The organism is Enterococcus sp. 7F3_DIV0205 (assembly GCF_002141365.2).
Classification (GTDB): Bacteria; Bacillota; Bacilli; order Lactobacillales; family Enterococcaceae; genus Enterococcus_L; species Enterococcus_L palustris.
Genome location: NZ_CP147244.1, coordinates 1,480,195 through 1,499,951, shown reverse-complemented (window position 1 = coordinate 1,499,951; position 19,757 = coordinate 1,480,195). Strand labels below are relative to the sequence as shown.

Annotated in this window: 18 protein-coding genes and 1 other annotated feature; of the genes, 17 read left to right on the top strand and 1 reads right to left on the bottom strand. The window is 36.1% G+C overall.

Annotated features, from left to right (window positions below):
* The first annotated feature begins 78 nt into the window (after positions 1 to 78).
* From A5821_RS07095 to cydC, 4 genes are read left to right on the top strand one after another with little or no spacing between them, the layout of a single operon-like run.
* The gene (locus A5821_RS07095) at positions 79 to 1,494 is read left to right on the top strand and encodes a cytochrome ubiquinol oxidase subunit I (protein WP_086313874.1); all 1,416 of its coding nucleotides are present in this window, start codon (positions 79 to 81) and stop codon (positions 1,492 to 1,494) included.
* Positions 1,491 to 2,516, top strand: coding sequence for a cytochrome d ubiquinol oxidase subunit II (gene cydB / locus A5821_RS07090; protein WP_086313873.1), 1,026 nt, complete (start codon positions 1,491 to 1,493; stop codon positions 2,514 to 2,516). Before A5821_RS07095 ends, cydB begins: the two co-directional genes overlap by 4 nt.
* On the top strand, positions 2,513 to 4,243 hold the full coding sequence (cydD, locus tag A5821_RS07085) for a thiol reductant ABC exporter subunit CydD (RefSeq protein WP_086313872.1): 1,731 nt from the start codon (positions 2,513 to 2,515) through the stop codon (positions 4,241 to 4,243). Before cydB ends, cydD begins: the two co-directional genes overlap by 4 nt.
* Positions 4,243 to 6,003 (top strand): thiol reductant ABC exporter subunit CydC, encoded by a 1,761-nt coding sequence (cydC, locus tag A5821_RS07080; RefSeq protein WP_170922967.1) that lies wholly within the window; start codon positions 4,243 to 4,245, stop codon positions 6,001 to 6,003. Before cydD ends, cydC begins: the two co-directional genes overlap by 1 nt.
* 93 nt (positions 6,004 to 6,096) lie before the next feature.
* On the opposite strand, the gene A5821_RS07075 is transcribed toward cydC, so the two are convergent.
* Positions 6,097 to 7,077, bottom strand: a complete 981-nt coding sequence (locus A5821_RS07075; RefSeq protein WP_086313870.1) for a polyprenyl synthetase family protein — start codon at positions 7,075 to 7,077, stop codon at positions 6,097 to 6,099.
* A 119-nt stretch (positions 7,078 to 7,196) separates the two neighbouring features.
* On the opposite strand from A5821_RS07075, the gene A5821_RS07070 reads away from it, so the two are divergent.
* The 13 genes from A5821_RS07070 to A5821_RS07010 all read left to right on the top strand — a co-directional run bounded on the left by A5821_RS07070 (position 7,197) and on the right by A5821_RS07010 (position 19,497).
* A complete protein-coding gene (locus tag A5821_RS07070; protein ID WP_086313869.1) occupies positions 7,197 to 8,102 on the top strand; it encodes a prenyltransferase in 906 nt (301 codons plus the stop codon).
* Between the two features lie 29 nt (positions 8,103 to 8,131).
* Positions 8,132 to 9,343 (top strand): NAD(P)/FAD-dependent oxidoreductase, encoded by a 1,212-nt coding sequence (locus A5821_RS07065; RefSeq protein ID WP_086313868.1) that lies wholly within the window; start codon positions 8,132 to 8,134, stop codon positions 9,341 to 9,343.
* Positions 9,344 to 9,357: 14 nt separating this feature from the next.
* Positions 9,358 to 9,578 (top strand) — a binding site (T-box leader).
* A gap of 69 nt (positions 9,579 to 9,647) precedes the next feature.
* Positions 9,648 to 11,036 (top strand): Na+/H+ antiporter NhaC, encoded by a 1,389-nt coding sequence (gene nhaC / locus A5821_RS07060; RefSeq protein ID WP_086313867.1) that lies wholly within the window; start codon positions 9,648 to 9,650, stop codon positions 11,034 to 11,036.
* A gap of 111 nt (positions 11,037 to 11,147) precedes the next feature.
* Positions 11,148 to 13,520, top strand: a complete 2,373-nt coding sequence (locus A5821_RS07055) for a DNA translocase FtsK (RefSeq protein WP_086313866.1) — start codon at positions 11,148 to 11,150, stop codon at positions 13,518 to 13,520.
* 451 nt (positions 13,521 to 13,971) lie between these two features.
* Positions 13,972 to 14,370, top strand: a complete 399-nt coding sequence (locus A5821_RS07050; RefSeq protein ID WP_086313865.1) for a hypothetical protein — start codon at positions 13,972 to 13,974, stop codon at positions 14,368 to 14,370.
* Positions 14,371 to 14,373: 3 nt separating this feature from the next.
* Positions 14,374 to 14,502 (top strand): hypothetical protein, encoded by a 129-nt coding sequence (locus tag A5821_RS07045; protein ID WP_283936094.1) that lies wholly within the window; start codon positions 14,374 to 14,376, stop codon positions 14,500 to 14,502.
* Positions 14,499 to 14,912: a hypothetical protein gene (locus A5821_RS07040; RefSeq protein WP_086313864.1), complete on the top strand. Its 414-nt coding sequence runs from the start codon at positions 14,499 to 14,501 to the stop codon at positions 14,910 to 14,912. Before A5821_RS07045 ends, A5821_RS07040 begins: the two co-directional genes overlap by 4 nt.
* 2 nt (positions 14,913 to 14,914) lie before the next feature.
* On the top strand, positions 14,915 to 16,111 hold the full coding sequence (locus tag A5821_RS07035) for a hypothetical protein (protein ID WP_086313863.1): 1,197 nt from the start codon (positions 14,915 to 14,917) through the stop codon (positions 16,109 to 16,111).
* A gap of 13 nt (positions 16,112 to 16,124) precedes the next feature.
* Positions 16,125 to 16,433 carry a hypothetical protein gene (locus A5821_RS07030; protein ID WP_086313862.1) on the top strand — a complete coding sequence of 103 codons (309 nt, stop codon included), beginning with the start codon at positions 16,125 to 16,127 and terminating at the stop codon, positions 16,431 to 16,433.
* A 12-nt stretch (positions 16,434 to 16,445) separates the two neighbouring features.
* Positions 16,446 to 16,715, top strand: a complete 270-nt coding sequence (locus tag A5821_RS07025; RefSeq protein ID WP_086313861.1) for a hypothetical protein — start codon at positions 16,446 to 16,448, stop codon at positions 16,713 to 16,715.
* A gap of 350 nt (positions 16,716 to 17,065) precedes the next feature.
* Positions 17,066 to 17,839, top strand: coding sequence for a helix-turn-helix domain-containing protein (locus A5821_RS07020; RefSeq protein ID WP_086313860.1), 774 nt, complete (start codon positions 17,066 to 17,068; stop codon positions 17,837 to 17,839).
* 64 nt (positions 17,840 to 17,903) lie between these two features.
* The gene (locus A5821_RS07015; RefSeq protein ID WP_086313859.1) at positions 17,904 to 18,260 is read left to right on the top strand and encodes a VOC family protein; all 357 of its coding nucleotides are present in this window, start codon (positions 17,904 to 17,906) and stop codon (positions 18,258 to 18,260) included.
* A 535-nt stretch (positions 18,261 to 18,795) separates the two neighbouring features.
* Positions 18,796 to 19,497 carry a GntR family transcriptional regulator gene (locus tag A5821_RS07010; protein WP_086313858.1) on the top strand — a complete coding sequence of 234 codons (702 nt, stop codon included), beginning with the start codon at positions 18,796 to 18,798 and terminating at the stop codon, positions 19,495 to 19,497.
* Positions 19,498 to 19,757: the final 260 nt, after the last annotated feature.

Sequence of the window (19,757 nt, the reverse complement as noted above, 5' to 3'; positions counted from 1 at the left end):
TGTGCAAATGAATTATTGTAATGAATAAAATCAGCTTCTTTCTTTTTGTGGAGACCGTAAAAACAAGGGGGATTATTGATGTTTGATATTGTAACATTAGCAAGATTCCAATTTGCAATGACGACAGTCTTTCATTACTTCTTCGTACCGTTTTCAATAGGATTAGCACTTGTAGTCGCAGTCATGGAAACAATGTATGTCGTGAAAAAAGATGAACGTTATCGCAAAATGGCGAAGTTTTGGGGCAACATTTTTCTATTAAGTTTTGCAGTAGGAGTCGTAACAGGAATTATTCAAGAATTCCAGTTTGGTATGAACTGGTCAGATTATTCACGCTTTGTCGGAGATATTTTTGGTGCTCCACTGGCAATTGAGGCCTTACTTGCATTCTTTTTAGAATCAACATTTTTAGGTTTATGGATCTTTACTTGGGATAAAGTAAGTCCTAAACTACATTTAACATTTATTTGGTTGGTTGTATTTGGTTCAATGATGTCAGCGTTCTGGATTTTAGCTGCCAATAGCTTTATGCAACATCCAGTTGGATATACGCTAAACAATGGTCGTGCAGAATTGATCGATTTTGGTGCAGTCATTGCCAATCCGAAAGTCTGGTATGAATTTACGCACGTGTTAGCGGGTGCTATCGTAATGGGTGGTATGATCGTAGCAGGCCTAGCTGCGTTCCAAATCCTGAAAAAACGTGATGTCAGCTTCCACAAGGTTTCTATGCGTATTGGATTATGGATTGCGTTATTTGGTTCTCTAGGCGTATTACTTGCTGGAGATTTACAAATGAAAGCATTGATTGAAGGGCAACCAATGAAATTTGCAGCCATGGAAGGTTCTTATGAAGATTCTGGGGATCCAGCCGCGTGGACTTTGATTGCTTGGGCTGATGAGGCTGAGCATAAACAGGTCTTTGGTATTCAAATACCTTATGTATTAAGTATTCTATCGTACAATAGCCTTTCTGGTTCGGTAGATGGAATGGAAACAGCAAACAAAGATTTAATTGAAAAATATGGTGATAGAAATTACTTCCCACCAGTTAACACGTTATTCTGGAGCTTTAGAATAATGGCTGGATTCGGCGTATTAATGTTATTAGTATCCGCTTTAGGATTGTTCTTTACCCGTAAGAAAAAACCATCACTTTATGAAAAACGCTGGATGGTTTGGATCGTAGCGTTATGTACATTTGCGCCATTCATAGCGAATACAACAGGTTGGTTGATCACAGAACTTGGTCGTTATCCTTGGACTGTTTATGGTCTATTCACGATCGAAGATAGTGTGTCACCAAATGTATCTGTGGCTTCATTATTAACATCGAATATTATTTACTTTATTTTATTTGCAGGTCTTGGTTCAGTGATGGTTTACTTAGTTACTGTTGAACTTAAAAAAGGACCAGATTATGAGGAAAAGAAATTAGCAGAGGCGAACTCTACTGATGTAGATCCATTTGATAAGGAGGTCTTTGGCGAATGAGTACGTTACAATTACTTTGGTTTGTACTAATTGGTATTTTATTCTCAGGCTTCTTCTTCTTAGAAGGTTTTGACTTTGGTGTGGGTATGTCGGTTCAAACATTAGCTCATGATGAAGAAGAAAAAGAACAAATCATCCAAACGATTGGACCGGTTTGGGATGGTAATGAAGTATGGTTATTAACAGCGGGAGGCGCGATGTTTGCTTCTTTCCCATACTGGTATGCTTCATTGTTTAGTGGTTTTTACTTGATTTTGTTTATTATTCTAGTTGGGTTGATCATTCGTGGTGTGTCATTTGAATTCCGTCATCGTATGCCGGATGGTAAAAGACGCAGAATGTGGAACTGGACATTATCGATCGGTAGTTTTATCGTACCATTTTTCTTTGGTGTGTTATTCATCAGCATGGTACAAGGTATGCCGCTTGATAAAGATGGGAATATGATGGCTTCTTTTACAGATTACATTAATGTGTTTTCTGTAGTTGGCGGCGTTGCATTAACATTATTGTGCTACCTACATGGGTTGAACTATATTACGCTTAAGACAGAAGGTCCTGTGAGAGAACGTGCGCGTAACTATGCGTCATTCTTCTATTGGATTTTATATGTTGGCTTAGTTGTATTTGCAGCATTGTTGTACTTTAAAACAGATTTCTTCGATAATCATTTCGTCGTGACGTTATTGTTAGTAGTAGGAATCGTTGCATTAACTGTTGTTGCCAATGTAAGTGTCTTTAAGAAAAAAGAAATGTTGGCATTTATCGCAAGTGGTTTAACATTGATTCTTTTAGTCGCTCTATTATTCAGTGGATTATTCCCACGTGTCATGATTGGTAGTGAAGGATACTATGACATCTTGATCAAAGACGCATCAAGTACTCCTTATACGTTAAAAACAATGACTTGGTTATCATTAACAATCTTACCATTTGTATTAGCCTATACAGGTTGGTCTTACTATGTCTTTAGAAAACGTATCAAACATCCAGCTATTGAAGCTGCGGGGTATGAAGGATGATCGATAAAGCCATCTTAAAAATGCCGAAAATCAAAAATATCATGATCTTGCTTGCAGGTTTTTCTTTCCTGCAAGCAGTATTTATTATAGGACAAGCATTTTATTTATCTAAAGCCGTTGTTGGGTTATGGGAAGGTGGTCATTTACGTGACCAGCTGTTGAATATTTTGGTGTTCTTTTTGTTTTATACTGGCAGACATGTGGTGACGTATCTTCGTGAAAAAATGTTGGATACCTTTAGTTATGAGCGTTCTCGTGAATTAAGAGAAGCTTTGCTGCAAAAAGTTTTTCGCTTAGGTCCAACGGTGGTTCAAAAAAATGGAACAGGAAATATGATTACCATGGCACTTGAAGGAATCAGCCAAGCTGAAAATTATCTTCACTTGATTTTGATGAAAATCATGAATATGATGATCATTCCGTGGATCATTTTGATTTTTGTTTTTACATTAGATATTCGTTCAGGTGTTGTGTTACTCGTTGTCTTTCCGATGATTATCATATTTATGATTATTTTAGGATATGCGGCTCAAAGTAAAGCAGATAAACAATACAAAGCGTTTCAGATTTTATCCAATCACTTTATTGATTCATTACGAGGATTAGATACGCTAAAGTTATTTGGATTAAGCAAAAAATACGCAGGTAGTATTTATAATACAAGCGAGCGTTTCAGAGAAGCGACGATGAGTACCTTGAAAATTGCAATCTTATCAACGTTTGCTTTGGACTTTTTTACAACATTATCAGTCGCTGTTGTGGCGGTATTTTTAGGCTTGAGTTTGCTGGAAGGCGGTATTTTACTATTTCCAGCTTTGACGACGTTGATTTTAGCACCAGAGTTCTTCTTGCCAGTTCGAGATTTTGCAAGTGATTATCATGCAACCTTGGATGGGAAAAATTCATTTCAGGCAATTCAAGCTGTATTAGATTTACCAGAAATGACGGAAACGGATCGCCTTACTTTAGGGGATTGGACAGCGTTGAGTGAATTATCAGCTGAACAATTGACGTTTCAATATGAAGAAGCAGCGCAACCTGCTTTAAAAGGCTTGGATTTTGCTGCAAAAGGGTATCAAAAAATCGGAATCATCGGTGCTAGCGGTTCGGGCAAATCGACTTTGATCAATGTACTAAGTGGATTTTTAGAACCAGATGCTGAAACGTCAAAAATCGAAGTCGATGGACAAGTCATTCCGCACTTTCTGCAAACAGAATGGCAGAAGCAAGTTCTTTATATTCCACAGTCTCCGTATATTTTTCAAGATACCTTAGCAAACAATGTTCGTTTCTATACACCTGAGGCAACAGATGAGCAAGTATTAGCTGCTATTCAGTTGGTAGGATTAGAAACGCTTGTAACAGGTCTAACAGACGGTATAAACACGGTGATCGGTGAAAGTGGGAGAATGTTAAGTGGTGGTCAAGCACAGCGTGTGGCGCTTGCTAGAGCTTTTTTAGATAAAGAACGTCGAATTTTATTATTTGATGAACCGACTGCTCACTTAGATATCGAAACAGAAGTTGAATTAAAGATGAGAATGTTGCCGCTAATGGAAGATCATCTTGTCTTTTTTGCCACTCATCGATTACACTGGATGGCGGAAATGGACTATATTCTTGTAATGGATAAAGGTCAGCTGGTGGAGGCAGGAACTTTAGCTGAATTGACCGAGAAAAAGGGTTACTATGTGACCTTAGTCAATCAAATGAGGGGGACAGAATAATGGAAAATACCCCAACAAATAAAGAATTATACGAAAAAGATCAATGGGTCAGACCGTTCTTGAAAAAGTATAAGGGCTTATTGTATCTAGCATTGATATTAGGTTTTTTGACCTTTTTCAGTGCGGGAGCCTTGATGTTTAACTCAGGTTATTTAATTAGCCGAGCAGCATCACTTCCAGAAAATATTTTGATGATTTATATTCCAATCGTTTTAACTCGAGCTTTTGGGATCAGTCGTCCGGTATTTCGATATATTGAGCGTTTAGTCAGCCATAATTGGGTCTTGAAAATGACTTCTGACTTGCGTTTGAAGCTGTATATGGTTTTAGAAAAAGATGCGATTTTCTTTAAATCAAAATACCAAACAGGGGACATTTTAGGGTTATTGTCAGAAGATATCAATCACTTGCAAAATTTGTATTTACGTACGATTTTTCCAACAGTGATTGCTTGGTTGTTATATATTTTTATTATTATTGGATTAGGGTTATTTTCTTGGTGGTTTGGTTTATGTATGCTATTGATGTTAGGGGTCGTGATTTTTCTATTGCCTTTGATCTCAGTTTTAGTGAACGGGGCCAGACAAGAGAAACAAAAAGTCTCTAAGAATGAATTATATAAAACACTGACAGATAATATTTTAGGCGTTTCTGATTGGGTATTTAGCCAACGGGGACATGAGTTTGTTCATTCATATGAAAATGAAGAAGCAAAGTTACGCCAACTGGATGAACAGATCAAACGCTTTAATCGTGCTCGTGATTTTGTGTTACAAGTAGCTTTTGGTGTGATCACTGTTGCAATTTTAGCTTGGACAAGCATTCGCTTTCCTGGTAATCATGGTGGTGCAGCTAACTGGATCGCAGCGTTTACGTTGACGGTATTCCCGTTGATCGATGCATTTGCACCGCTACCTGATGCAGCACAAGAAACAAATATCTATAAAGATTCCATCAAACGTTTGAATGATTTACCGGAACCAGAAGAAACAAAAGCAGTGACAAAAGAATTCACAATCAAAGATACTGAAATTAAGGTCAGTGATGTATCATTTTCTTATGAAGGAACGTCTAAACTCGTTTTAGATGACTTGAATTTAACCATTCATTCTAAAGAAAAACTCGCGATTTTAGGACGTAGTGGTTCAGGAAAAAGTACATTGGCTACCTTGATTCGTGGCGATTTACTACCGGATAAAGGAAGTATTACGCTAGATGGAATACCAACGTCTGAATTTGGCGATCAAATCACGAAATCAATTGGTGTGATTCATCAAGCACCATATCTTTTCCGAACGACAATTCTAAACAATGTCCGAATTGGACGCGAAGAAGCGTCAGAAGAAGAGGTTTGGCAAGTGCTAGATCAGGTTGGGTTGAAAGAAATGATCAAAGGATTACCAGAAGGATTACTGACAATGGTGGATGAAGCTGGTTTACGTTTTTCAGGTGGTGAACGTCATCGCTTGGCATTGGCTCGTATTTTACTTCAAGACACACCAGTTGTCTTGCTGGACGAACCGACGACAGGTCTTGACCCGATTACAGAACAGCAATTGTTAAACACATTCTTTGATACATTAGAAGATAAAACGATTATTTGGATCACCCATCACTTGCAAGGTGTTCACATGATGGATCGAGTGATTTTTATTGAAGATGGTCAGTTGGAAATGAGCGGTTCACCGCAAGAGTTGTTAGAAAATAATTCGCATTATCAACAATTATATGCAATTGATCGAGGAATGAATAAGAGTTGAGTATTGACGAAAGTATTTGTTGAGGAATAAAATAAAAAGATGAGGCAAAACTCTATGAGCTTTGCCTCCAGCTTTTAAAAAATGGATAAATGCTTAAAATGATCGTTGCAGTAAAAGTTGAGTCAATTGAGTCAAGTGTTCTTTGCCTAAGCAATCAGGTAGTTTTTCAATATCTGTCAAGGCTTTTTCAGTTACTCGTTTAGCAAAGGCTTTAGCATCATTGACACCGCCTAGCTCGTGAACAAGCTGAGACGTTTCGATTGCTTGTTCTGTTGTGATATCAGAACCTTTATCCAGATAAAATGAGAACCGTTCTGGTGCTTTTTGCAGCGCAAAGATCAAAGGTAGAGTGTAAACGCCTTGGGCCAAATCTTCTAAAACAGGTTTTTTCAACGTTTTTACATCAGCTGTGTAATCTAGGATGTCATCATAGACTTGAAAAGCAATCCCAATATGCCGACCAATCCGTCTTGCTAAACGTTGCACCTCAGAAGAGGCAAAACCAAAATGAGCACCTTCAAGACAACTTAAAGAAAATAATTCAGCGGTTTTTCCATTGACGCTGCGTAGATAGTCTGAGACCGTCATGTTTTTTTTGTAGCGGGTATGCATTTGATCTAATTCGCCAAGTAATAATCGTTTCATTGCTTGAGCATTCGTATGTAAGAAATCAGAACCGTTCATTGTATCAGCAAGTAATTCAAAGAACTCAGTGAATAATAGATCGCCTGTATAAACAGCGATATCTTTACCGTAGCGAGATTGGATCGTTACATTTCCTCTACGAAGAGGCGAATCGTCAATGATGTCATCATGTACTAAAGTTGCCATATGCAGGATTTCGATCGATGCAGCAATCTTGATTAGTTGTTTATGATCTTGCTTTTGTTCGTCACCGATTTGTGCAAACAAAAAAAAGAATGCTGGGCGTAGTAATTTACCCCCTGAATACGTGAGCTCGATCAAAGCTGCTTCAATTTCTTTGTTTCGTATTTTAACTTGGTGTTTGATCAATTCACAAGTTTCATTCAATTGTTGTTGGATAATAGGAAATTCTTTCCAAAAATCATTCATAACACAATAGTCCTTTCAATCGTTCAATACTATTGATTGTATACGATGTTGGTAAAGAAATACAAGCAAATTATTCCATGAGCATAAAACTAAATTTTGTCAGGAGAGAAGAGTATAATTTGAATAGAGAAGTATTTTTTGAATTAGTCGAACTAAAAGCAAAGACAGCCAGTGTTCTACCCTTTCTTTTAGGGATTTGTTTTAGTTGGTATCATTATGGAAGTTTGCATTTATTTTATGTTCTTATTTATTTTATTGCGATGTTTATTTTTAATATGGCTGTTGATATTTTAGACAATTATAATGATTACCATCATGCTAAAGAAGGGCATGATTATAAAGAAAAGACCAATATTATTGGACGAGAAAATTTATCTCTTAAAACAATTCGCCGTTGGATCATTTGGATGGTGATAATTTCTGCGTTGATGGGGATTGGTCTGTCTACGATTGTTGGCTGGCCATTGTTGTGGATGGGCCTATATTGTTACTTAATCGGAATTTTTTACTCATCAGGTCCAAAACCCTTATCAAGTTTACCTTTGGGTGAAGTTTTTTCTGGATTTACGATGGGGTTTATGATCATGTTGATTTGTGTATATATCAACACGTTCGACTCTTTTCAGTGGACAATGAGTAATCTCGGTAGTATCTTTTTAGTGTCGCTGCCTAACACTTGTTTGATTGCTAATTTAATGTTGGCTAATAATATTTGTGATTTAGAAGAAGATGAGATGAATCATCGTTTTACCTTGGTTCATTATTTAGGAAAAAAAGTTTCAATTGGTCTGTTTGTAGGATTGATCGTGCTTGCATTTGCAGCAATTATTTTGAGTGTTGTTTTAGGCTTAGCACCAATTACTATGCTATTGACTCTTTTGGTACTGCCTTTCATTTGGAAGCAAACGAAGCTATTTTTAAACGAACAGATCAAAACAAAAACATTTATTTGCGCCATAAGAATTTTAGCAGTAGGCGCACTGGCACAAGTTGTATTTTTCGCCATAGGATTGTGGCTTAAATAATAAAATAAAAAGGTTAAGAGGGGATTTAAATGAGTAAGCACGTCGTTATTTTGGGCGCTGGCTATGCCGGTTTAAGAGCGCTCCATGAATTACAAAAAGGCAATAATGAGTTGAAAATCACATTAGTCGATCAAAATGATTATCACTTTGAAGCAACAGATATCCACGAAGTTGCTGCAGGTATCCAAACATCGGAGAGAATCACGTATCCGATCAAAGATGTTGTAAAATCAGCATGTACAACTTTTGTACAAGGCAGAGTAGAGAAAATCGATAGTGAAAACCAACGCGTTCATTTAAAAGACCAAGAAGCGATCTCTTATGATTATTTGATCGTAGCATTAGGCTATGAATCAGAATCATTTGGTATTCCTGGTGTTGAAGAGTTTTCATTAAAAATGGTCGATATTCCGACATCAGAAAAAGTGTATCAACATCTAACGGAACAAATGGAAGCTTATAAAGAAACGAAAGATGAAAATTGTCTGAAAGTCGTTGTCTGCGGGGCTGGTTTTACAGGGATCGAATTATTAGGTTCACTACATGAAGGTAAGAAAAAATTAGCAGCGATTGCTGGAGTTGAACCTGAAAAAATCCAATTATATTGCGTTGAAGCAGTGACTCGTTTATTGCCAATGTTTAGCGAAAAACTTGGTGGTTACGGCATCGATCATTTGAAAAAATGGGGCGTCAATTTCTTAGTGGGCAAACCTATCAAAGAAATCAAGCAAGATACTGTTGTTTATTTAGATAATCAAGAAACCAACGAATTAAATGAACTGAAAGCTAATACAATCATTTGGACAACAGGAGTTAGTGGTAGTCATGTGGTTGGAGATTCTGGTTTTGCAGCTAAACGTGGTCGTGTCATGGTTCAACCGGATTTAACTGATGCAGATCATAGCAATGTTTATATCATTGGAGACTGTTCTGCAGTCATGGATAAAGAATCAAATCGTCCTTACCCAACAACTGCACAAATTTCACTTAAAATGGGTGAACATGCAGGTAAAAATATCAAAGCGCAATTAAAAGGTGAACCTACCAAAGAATTTACCTTTAAATCATTAGGTTCTGTTGCTTCAATCGGGAACAGCCATGCCTTTGGTGAAGTTGGTAAAATGGAAGTCAAAGGCTATCCAGCTTCTGTGATCAAAAAAGTGATCATGGATCGTTCATTATTTGAAACAGGTGGTATCAAAGAAATGTTAGCAAAAGGTCGTTTTGATTTTTACCGTTAACAGTTATAGTAGTAATAAGCGCGATGAAAGATTCCTAGTAGAGTGTTGTTTTGAAATGACAGAAAGTCAACGGATGATGGAAGTTGACCAAAGCAATGACTTGAATTACAAATCTGGAGCGAAATGATAGAGTCGGGTAAGATCCGTTAGCGTCTTTTGAGAGGAAATTATTTTTTAATTTCAATTATGGGTGGTACCGCGTATAGCTTTTGACCCGTCGCTATTCGTCCCTGACAGTCTTTTTTGATTGTCAGGGATTTTTTTGTTTTCAACAATTAATTTATAAGAAAAATGGGGAAAGTAAATGAAGAAAGAATTAAGTGTAAAAGAAGCATTAATTGTATTTTTGTCATTATTATTGATTATTAGTATTTGTGTGATTGGTGTCGGTATGAGTCCGATTTTTCCAGTCTTATGTGCATTAGGTTTACTGATTGGTTGGAGTAAGTGGCGTGGTGCTTCTTGGGATAAGATTCATGAAGGAATTATTGAAGGGGTGAAAACTGGGATCGTACCGATGGTGATCTTTATTTTGATTGGTGCTTTGATTGCCGTGTGGATTGCAAGTGGTGTCATTCCGACGATGATGTATGCAGGGTTTTCAGTGATCAGTATAAAAATCTTTTTACCGTCGGCTTTTGTTAGTTGTGCGGTTGTTGGAATTTCGATCGGAAGTGCTTTTACAACTGTTTCGACGATTGGTTTGGCTTTGATGGGAATGGGCATTTCTATGGGCTTCAACTCTGCTATACTGGCTGGAGCAATCATTTCAGGTGCTGTTTTTGGTGATAAGATGTCTCCTCTTTCTGATACGACAAATTTAGCTTCGGCTGTTGCTGGGGCAGATTTATTTAAACATATTAGAAATATGATGTGGACGACTGTTCCAGCTTTTGTTATTTCGTTTATTCTATATGCAGTACTTGGATTTCAAACGAAAATTGGACAGACTGATTTGGAAACGAAACAGTTTTTAGAAGTGTTGCAAGATAATTTTGCTATTAGTTGGTGGGCGTTGCTGCCTATTCTATTACTTGTTTTTTGTTCGATCAAACGGGTACCAGCGATTGCATCACTGTTGGTCACAATTTTAGTTTCAAGTGTTATGTACATGATCCAAATGGGAAATGTTGATTTGAAACAATTAAGTACAATTTTAGAAAATGGTTTTGTTTCAGAGACGGGGATGGATCAAATCGATGCTTTGCTGACTAGAGGCGGTATCCAAAGTATGATGTGGTCGGTATCACTGATTCTTTTGACATTGTCATTAGGTGGCTTGTTAATGAAGATGGATGTAATCACAGTGCTAATGACGCCGCTTGCTCATAGATTAAGATCAACAGGTAGTTTGGTTGCGGCAACCGTATTTAGTGGAGCATTGGCCAATTTGATGATTGGTGAGCAATATTTATCAATTATCCTTCCTGGTCGTGCGTTTAAAGACAGTTATGATAAAGAAGGACTTGCACCGGAAGTTCTTTCTAGAGCATTGGAAGATTCTGGTACTGTCTTAAACTCACTGATTCCATGGGGGGTAAGTGGCGTGTTTATGGCAAGTACGTTACAAGTTTCTACATTAGACTACGCGCCGTTTAGTTTCTTTATCCTACTATGCCCACTATTATCAATCCTTTCAGGAATAACAGGCATCGGTATTCACAGACAATCACCTAGTGAATCTGTTAATTAAAATTGGGAAATCGACTTAAAATCATTAAATTTTTAAGAGAAACAATGGGGGTACTTTTGTTCGGCTCGTTTTTTAGGTATAATGGATACTGATTGAAAAGAGGGATGTTACATGGCACAAAAACGGAAAAGTGCAAAAAAGAAAAAAACAAAGAAACAACAACAGCAGCAAGAACATCTTAATTTCATTTTTCTCGGTATCTTTTTTATCTTCTTTGGATTATTTGGACTCTTAAAATTAGGATTTCTTGGTACCTTAATTGCCAATGGATTACGTGTGGTTATAGGAAATACATTTTCAATAGCAGCTATTTTACTCATGCTTTACGGTCTTTCTTTAGTTATTTTTGGAAAAGAGTTTCCTATTAAAAAGAGCCGTCCGATGATTGGTGGACTATTTGTTTACTTAGGCGTATTACTATTTTTACATGCGTATATGTTTCGCAATGTTGGGACACAGACGCCAGATATTATGGGAACAACCTGGGAATTTCTTAGAATGGATTTAAAAGCGAGTACTGTAGCACAAAATGTCGGTGGTGGCATGATCGGTGCTGCATTGTACAGTTTGACGTTCTTTTTAGTTGCTCAATTTGGTAGTTATTTGATAGCCAGTTTACTGATCGTAGTAGGTTTATTCTTGATGAGTATGCTTGACTTTCAGCAAGTGATGAATGGATTGCAGATCATTCGTGAAAGACTTGGCCATTTAAGTGCTAGAAGTGGTGAACGCCAAGCAGAAAAAGAAGCGAAACGTGCAGAAAAGCGTGCAGCGAAACAAGCCAAAATGGAACAAATGGCACAAGAACGTCTGAAAAACGATGTACGTGAATTAACACCTGGTGAAAAATTAGCTCAAGAAGCATGGGAGCAAGAAGAAAAAGAACTGCAGGAACCGGAACAGCTTACACTAGTTCCAATCGACAGTTTCCAAAGTCAAACACAAGCGCAACCTGTACCACAAAAAGCAGTTGCCGAGCCTGAAATGGATGAAGGCGGCGAACTAGACTTTGAAATTTCAGAAGAAGCAGAAGATCGTGATTACGAGCTGCCGCCTTCAACATTATTAGATTCGATCCCTTCTGCTGATCAAAGTGGAGAGTATCAAAAAATCGAAAAAAATATCGGTGTGCTAGAACAAACATTCAAAAGCTTTGGTGTAGATGCTAAAGTGGTGAAAGCAAGCTTGGGTCCTGCTGTAACTAAATTTGAAATTCAGCCGGCAGTGGGTGTGAAAGTGAGTAAGGTCGTTAGTTTGACAGATGATATTGCCTTAGCACTTGCTGCCAAAGATGTGCGGATGGAAGCACCGATTCCAGGGAAGTCATTAATTGGGATCGAAGTGCCGAATAGTACTGTGAGTACTGTTTCATTTAGAGATATCATTGAAGCTCAACCTAGCCATCCTGATAAATTATTGGAAGTGCCGCTTGGACGAGATATTTCGGGGATGGTTCAGTCAGCTGATTTAGCGAAAATGCCTCACTTACTGATTGCAGGATCAACTGGTAGTGGTAAATCTGTGGCAATCAATGGCATTATTTCTAGTATTTTAATGAGAGCAAAACCTCATGAAGTAAAACTAATGATGATCGATCCAAAAATGGTAGAGTTGAATGTCTATAATGGTATACCACATTTATTAACACCTGTGGTTACTAATCCTCGAAAAGCTGCTCAAGCTTTGCAAAAAGTTGTACAGGAAATGGAATTTCGGTATGAAAAATTTGCTGCCACTGGGGTTCGTAATATTTCTGGTTATAACGAATTAGTCATTCAAAAAAATCTGGAAGATGGCGAAAACCGTCCAATCTTACCATTCATTGTAGTGATTGTCGATGAATTGGCAGATTTGATGATGGTTGCAAGTAACGAAGTAGAAGATGCGATCATTCGCTTAGCACAAATGGCTCGAGCAGCTGGGATCCACATGATTTTAGCAACACAGCGTCCAAGTGTGGATGTCATTACTGGGATCATCAAAGCAAACGTACCTTCAAGAATGGCTTTTGCGGTCTCAAGCGGAACAGATTCACGAACTATTATTGATAGTAATGGAGCGGAAAAACTTTTAGGGCGCGGAGATATGTTGTTCTTACCGATGGGGGAAAATAAACCAATTCGAGTTCAAGGCGCCTTTATTTCCGATCATGAAGTTGAACGAATCGTTTCCTTTGTAACGGAGCAACAAGAAGCAGACTATCAAGAAAATATGATGCCGACAGAAGAAGAGACTATTGGAAGCGGTAGTGAAGCATCACAGGATGAATTGTATGAAGAAGCGAAAGCATTAGTTGTAGAGATGCAAACAGCTAGTATTTCCTTACTGCAAAGACGTTTTAGAATCGGTTATAACCGAGCGGCCCGTTTGGTTGATGAATTAGAAGATCATGGTGTGATAGGGCCATCCGAAGGTAGTAAGCCAAGAAAAGTATTTCTTGAGCCAGAATCAGAAGGCATGCCGATGGATCATGGTCCTGAATAAAGAGAACTATCGAGGAAAAATCTTGGAGCACAAGCATATTTCGGCTACCTTCAAATCGGAGTGTTTTAACACTTGGAAGATAAAGGAAGCAGACACCTTGTATTGTGTATTATCGATTGGGAATAAAAGAAAAGAGCGAAGACTCCTTTATTTATAAGGGGTCTACGCTTTTTTTTGATATTACGCAATCATTTTACAACCAATCGGGCAACAAATGATTTTTATATTCAACCTTAAAATAATTTCATAAATTTTGCTCTACATTATTTTTCCTAGTAAATGATTACTTTTCCAACAACGAAGATGATTTCTTATAAATTCCTTTCTAACTAATTATCACAATTAAAACATTGACTCTTTTTAATTTAGTTGGGATAATTAGTTATAGTAATGTTTTTTTTACATATCTGTTCTTGTACTAATGTCTTGATAATTAAAGGAGAGTGAGCCTTTGAAAAAGAAAAAATGGTTTATTGTTTTACTTGTACTTATATCAATTGGAGGTGTTAGTTTGTTTACTTTTAATCAAAATGCGAAGGAAAGAAAAGAGCAACAAATGATAGAAATGGAAACAATAACTGCAAAACAAATTAAAAATACCTTTGCGAATGTGACAAAAATTGAATTCGATGAGGAATACGGTGAAAATAAATTAACAGGCTATACAGAAGTTATGGTTACAGTATCAACTAGCTATGGCGTAAGTTCAGAAATTGGAGTAAGTATGTCTCCTAAAGATAACATTGATGAGTCCTATTTAGGAAGTGGAGAATTGCCTGTTTTGAAAAAGGGGCTAACAGAGACTAAGGTTATAGTTATTTTCTCTAATAAAGAGGAAAGGAGTTTTTAATCAATGGCGACAGAAAAGGTATTAAAAGACTTAAATCAAGAAGTTTATAAAGTTGATTCTGATTATAAAGACAATGGAAATAAAATTAAATACACTGATAAAACAGATAGTCAAAGGAGCATGAGACTTTGAAAAAGAAAAAATGGTTTATTGTTTTACTTGTACTTATATTAATTGGAGGTGTTAGTTTGTTTACTTTTAATCAAAATGCGAAGGAAAGAAAAGAACAGCAAGTTATAAAGATGGAGACAACTATTGTTAAACTAATAAAAGATAGATTTGCAGATGTGAAGGTTGTAGATTTTATTTCCGAAATGTCGGGAGGATACAATGATAAAACTGGCTATTGGACTTTTACTGTGAATATTACGACCGATAAAGGCACTTCTAGTCCTGGAACAATCCATTTCTCGAGCAATCAACAGAAGGAGTTAGGTGCTTTTGGGCCTATTGATTCTGATTTTGATAAAATTGTCCTGAATGGAAAAACACAGGATAAAGTTAGGGTAATTTATTCAAATGGTTCTGAAAGCGAGGTGTAAACGTGGCTACAGAAGAACAGTTAAAAGACTTGAATGAAATTGTATATTCAGTCGACCCAAATTTTAAAGATAACGGGAAACCAGTTAAGCAATTAGAAAAAAATACAATTTTCGAAACTACTGATAAGCAAAGGTTTAAAGTACTTTCAGTAAAAGATGGTGACTACGGATTTCAAGGGATGGCTGTAGCACCGATAGTAAACGGTACACCAGATATATCTCAAGTAACAGTTGTAGCAGCTGGAACGTATCCTGACGACGGAAGAGATTTTAAAGCTGCTTTAAAAGGTATGTCTCCCAACGGTTCTCCTCAAGATGATGTGGCATTAAAGTATGTTGGTGATCTTATTTCTGATCACCCAGACTGGACGATTAATCAGTTGTCAGGCTATTCTCAATCAGCTTATATGCTAAAGGTGGGAGCTCATTTTCAAATCCCAGCTACAGTGTTTAGTGGCTGGTTTCAATATCGCTCCTTAACACCAGCGGAAGAAAAATTTATGAAAGAAAATCCTCACTTATTTTTGAATTATCGCCAAAAAAATGATGATGTCACACTATGGAATGACTTTAATACTCGTTTTGGAAATAGTGATGATTTTGGAACAATTGTATGGCTAGATGGTAATAGTCATAAATTAAATAGTTGGACATTTGATAAAAAAACAGGACAACTAAAAATTTCAGATAGTTTGGGCAATTCTGAAGGAGCTATGATACAAGCCAGTCATTTTCTAATGCGCGGATTTTTAACTCAATTGACTATGTTAGATCAACTAAAAGCCAAACTAACTGCCAGTGGTGGTGGACTATCAAAGAATGAAAAAATTTATTTAGATGACCAACAGGCGTTACTAGCAGTTAATACAGGGCGAGCAGCTTATCAAAATGCGATGGCTAATGCTATAAAAGTATATCAAAATGCCATTACAGATGCAGAAGATATCTGGCAAGAAACATTACGGGAAGCCCGTTCTCAAATAGAAGTACTGTCTGATAATGAAATGAAGGATAGTTTATCAGCGATAGGAGCTACTGAACAACGAATAGTCGGTGAACCAACCGAATTTTTTCAGCAAAAAATCAATAAGGCAAAAACGATGGATGAAACATTCGAATCGTTAGCGAAAGAAATCAAAAGTAAAATCGACAAAATGGTTCAAACAGATCAACAACTCGCGCAACAATTAAAGCCTTAAAAGGAGCTAATAGATGAAAGAGGAACAGATTACAGCCGATTATCAGCGAAAACGTCGTGAACTTGAAGAGGATGAAGATATCCTAAAAGATACGCAACGAAAAGGAGAACAATTGATACAAGAAACGTTATCAGATATCTATCAAATTGTTCAACAATCAGCTGTAGATAGCGAGCCTTTTGATTGTGCAAAACAGTCAATTATACAAGTAGAAAATGACTATCACGAAGAGTTATCAAGAGCAAAAAAACAGCTGTATCAACAACAAGAAAAACTGGAACAAGACTATCGAAATGACCTCCAAAAAGCAAATAAAGAATAAGGAGTTGTTCTATTGGAAGAATTAGCAAAAAAGTTATTGAAAGAGTTAAAAAGGAATTTAGAAAAAATACGTGTTCAAGCAATTGGCTCAGCCAAAATACAGAAATCTCATTCAAAGAAACAAGAAGCTAAGAAACAAGGTGAAACAGTGATAGAAAGTGCTAAAAAGGCATTATCTTCTTCCTCCCAAACACTAGAAGGAGCGGTTAAAGGTCAGTTTGGAAAAAAAGTAACAGAGGCTTTTGAGAAGCAACAACAAACTTTAGATAAGCTATCTTCTTAGCATTCAATAATTAAATTGATAACACTCTATTAAATTTGTACTTGTTTTAAATGCTTTTAAGTCCCTTAAAACAGTGTAATATCAGCTATTCAATGTTGTACAAAACTAATTTATTTTTGAGTGGGAATAAGTTGAAAAGTCTTAGAAATCCTTATTTAATTGGAGTTTAAGGCTTTTTCTTTGCTCCTGATAACAGTTTAAATTTCATTAGATTTACAACAATTAAATTATTTTTGTTTGTATGTTATATTGTTAGTAGAAAACTTTTTTTGTGCGAACTAAGTAGTTGATATAGATTATTTATCCAGACGATTTTTAGAAAATAGTGCTCTGAGTAAGGAGGGATGAAAATGAAAACGAAGATGCCTGAAATTTTGTCTTTCATTTCAGAAGAAGCTGTTAATAGAAAAATGACAAGTGAGGAAATTGCCATTCACTTTGGTTATGATAAACATCACTTTAGTCGAAAATTTAAAGAAATAAATGGATTCAGTGTTGTTGAGTTCCTCTCTAGTTTAAAAGTTGAAAAGGCAATTGTTGAATTTGATGAAGAAAAGAGAATCATCGATCTACAAGAACATTCAGGTTTTGAAAGCAGTGGTAGTTTCACGAATACGTTTAAAAAATATACAGGTAGCTCTCCTAGAGCGTACAAAACTGAAATGAGCGACATTTTTTATGATATTAAAAATTTTGAAAATAATGAGAAGGATAAGTCGATAGCGCATTTTGAAGAAAAGAATCATTCTTTTTGCACAGTAACGATCGAAGTACCTGATGGATTTGAAACAGGGATCATATTTATCGGACTTTTCCGTACACTTATACCGAATCATATGCCTCTATCTGGATTAGCTACTAAACATTTAATAGGAAATAAATTGAAAAATATTCCAAGTGGAGACTATTATTTACTAGCTTGTGCGATAAGCCGCTCCAATAATGTTCTATCTTACTTTAACTTAAGCAATAGTTTAAGGGGGAAAGAAGATGAAAGGTTATCTTTTCCAAACTGTTCTGGTAATCATTACACTATTATGCTGAGAGAACCAATACCAGAAGATCCACCAATATTAGTGAATGTGGGGAAACTTTTGATCTCCCGTTTAAAGAACACAATCTAGAATAATATTATTTGACCGTGAAATGATAAAATAATTGTAAGCTGATGAAATGGAGGAAATAGTTATGACATTAAATGCAAAGAGCATCACTGTAGGTTTACCAGTAAGTAATTTGGAAAAATCTGCTAGTTGGTATGAAAAACTTCTGATGAGTGATGAAAAACTGGTACCTGTTGAAGGTGTTATTGAGTATCCAATTGGTTCTGTTTGGATTCAACTTTTCGAAGAAAAAATAAATGTTTCAGAGAACGTTTTACGTTTAGAAGTGGAAGATTTAGACACAGAATTTGAACGTTTAAAAACACTTGGCGTAATCGTTGACGAAGTGATAGAGGATGTACCAGGTATCATTCGATACGTTGATTTCTCTGATCCTGATGGCAATAAGTTGTCGTTCTACTGGTTATACGAGCAAGAATAGATTTAAACAATACTTATATAATGAATATAATGCTAAAACGACGACGGATAAATGATTCGTCGTTTTTTTAATTTTAGAAAGAATGCTAAGATATGACTCTCCTTACTGGCTAATAATACAGAAATGTATTTTACTCAATTACCGATAGTTGATGTTATGGAAAAAAGGAATAGAAGTAGTTGAAAAGCAAGCTTGTAAACAAATTTCCGTCTTAATATTTAACAAGAAAATTGATAACACGCTATTAAAATCACATTTATTTCAATCAATTTCAAATCACATCAAATGGCTTTAAATCAACTACTCTATATTGTATGAAACACATTTTTTGATTTTGTAGACTTTATTCGGACTACTGCTCGAAATAGGTTTTCCATAAATGTAATCTTTGGTATAATGTACGAAATACTATTAGATAGACAGAAGGAAAGTTGAATTAAATCATAAATACGATTAGAATTAGGATAATCTAAATGAATAACTAATAAATTTAAATGAAACGATAGATTAAATAATGAGCATAAGGATGGAGCAAATGAGAAGAAAAAGCGTATTATATTTAGATGTAGCAGAGCAAATCAAAGCAGATATCATGAATGGTACATATCCTGTAGGTTCACTATTACCCACAGAAGCAGAACTTGAACAATTATTTGATGTGAGCAAAATTACTGTTCGCCGAGCAATTGAGTTATTATCCTCAGAGGAATTGGTAGAGAAAAAAAGTGGGAAAGGAACCACTGTTTTAAGTAATCGTCCTTATAATAAACTATCAAAAGCGGGGACATTTACAGAATATTTAAATGATTCAGGACAAAAAGTAGCAAAGAAAATTCTAAAATTAGAAACGGTGAGATTAGCATCAGATTCTCCTATTTATTCGTGTCTTGGAGAAAAGGCAGTCAAGGTCTCGCGATTGTATACATTAGATGATCAACCTTACATCTATTTTAATTATTATCTACCCACCATTTTAGGGGATGTTCCATTAGAAGATTTCGAACAGGAATCCTTATACCGCTTGATGGATCAGCATGGAATTGAAATCGTGAAGTTTGAAGATAGTTTTCAAACAGTTGAATTGACTGCAGAACAACAGCAAATTTTAGCTACTTCTGAAAAAAATGGACTAAAGAGAATTCGTAAATCATTTGGTATTTCAGGAAAAGTGGTTGAGTATTCAGAAGCAATCTATAATACAGCACTGTACCCGTATGTTATTGAGTATGAAGCATAGAAAGTAATAGTTAATAGTGCAGGACATCGAAATCATAAAAACCTAATTAGAGAAGAGTCCGCTAGTAAAACTAGTTGATAGAAGGGTTTCTTTCATTGTCTAAACCATTTATGTTGAAAAAGATAGACATTCTGGTATGAATAGAGTTTTAGTGAACGAAGCTTATAACAAGTTACTTACAAAAGTGTAAGTAACTTGTTATTTTTTTCTATGGTACGTTAGTTGTAATTAGATTAGACTAACCAAGTAGAGAAAAGGAG